General features: G+C 38.9%; 1 protein-coding gene. It reads right to left on the bottom strand.

What is annotated here, in order from left to right; translation table 11 throughout:
* Positions 1 to 239, bottom strand: a 239-nt coding sequence (locus AAEY80_RS14840) for a hypothetical protein (protein WP_350588637.1), incomplete at both ends; no start/stop codon positions are given.

Raw genomic sequence — 239 nt, 5'->3', positions numbered from 1 at the left:
AAATTGCTGCCACCAAGGTTCAAGATGAAGCTTATCGTTTAGCTCGCGCCATAATTTAGCTCCATAATTAACGGCATGTTGGTTAATGGTAAGCTCAAACTTACAAATTGTTTGCTTACACTTTAGCGCTGTAAGCTCAGCGCTATCTGCAAACTCATTAATAATTAAAAAGTCAGTTAACGCGACTTCAAGCTCGTAACTCCATTCGAGATTATCAGCCTCTTGTTCAAACTGTATTG

Source organism: Psychrobacter sp. 78a-MNA-CIBAN-0178 (assembly GCF_040309625.1).
Classification (GTDB): Bacteria; Pseudomonadota; Gammaproteobacteria; order Pseudomonadales; family Moraxellaceae; genus Psychrobacter; species Psychrobacter okhotskensis.
The sequence above is the reverse complement of the archived record's forward strand: the minus strand, read 5'-3'. Positions and strand labels throughout refer to the sequence as shown.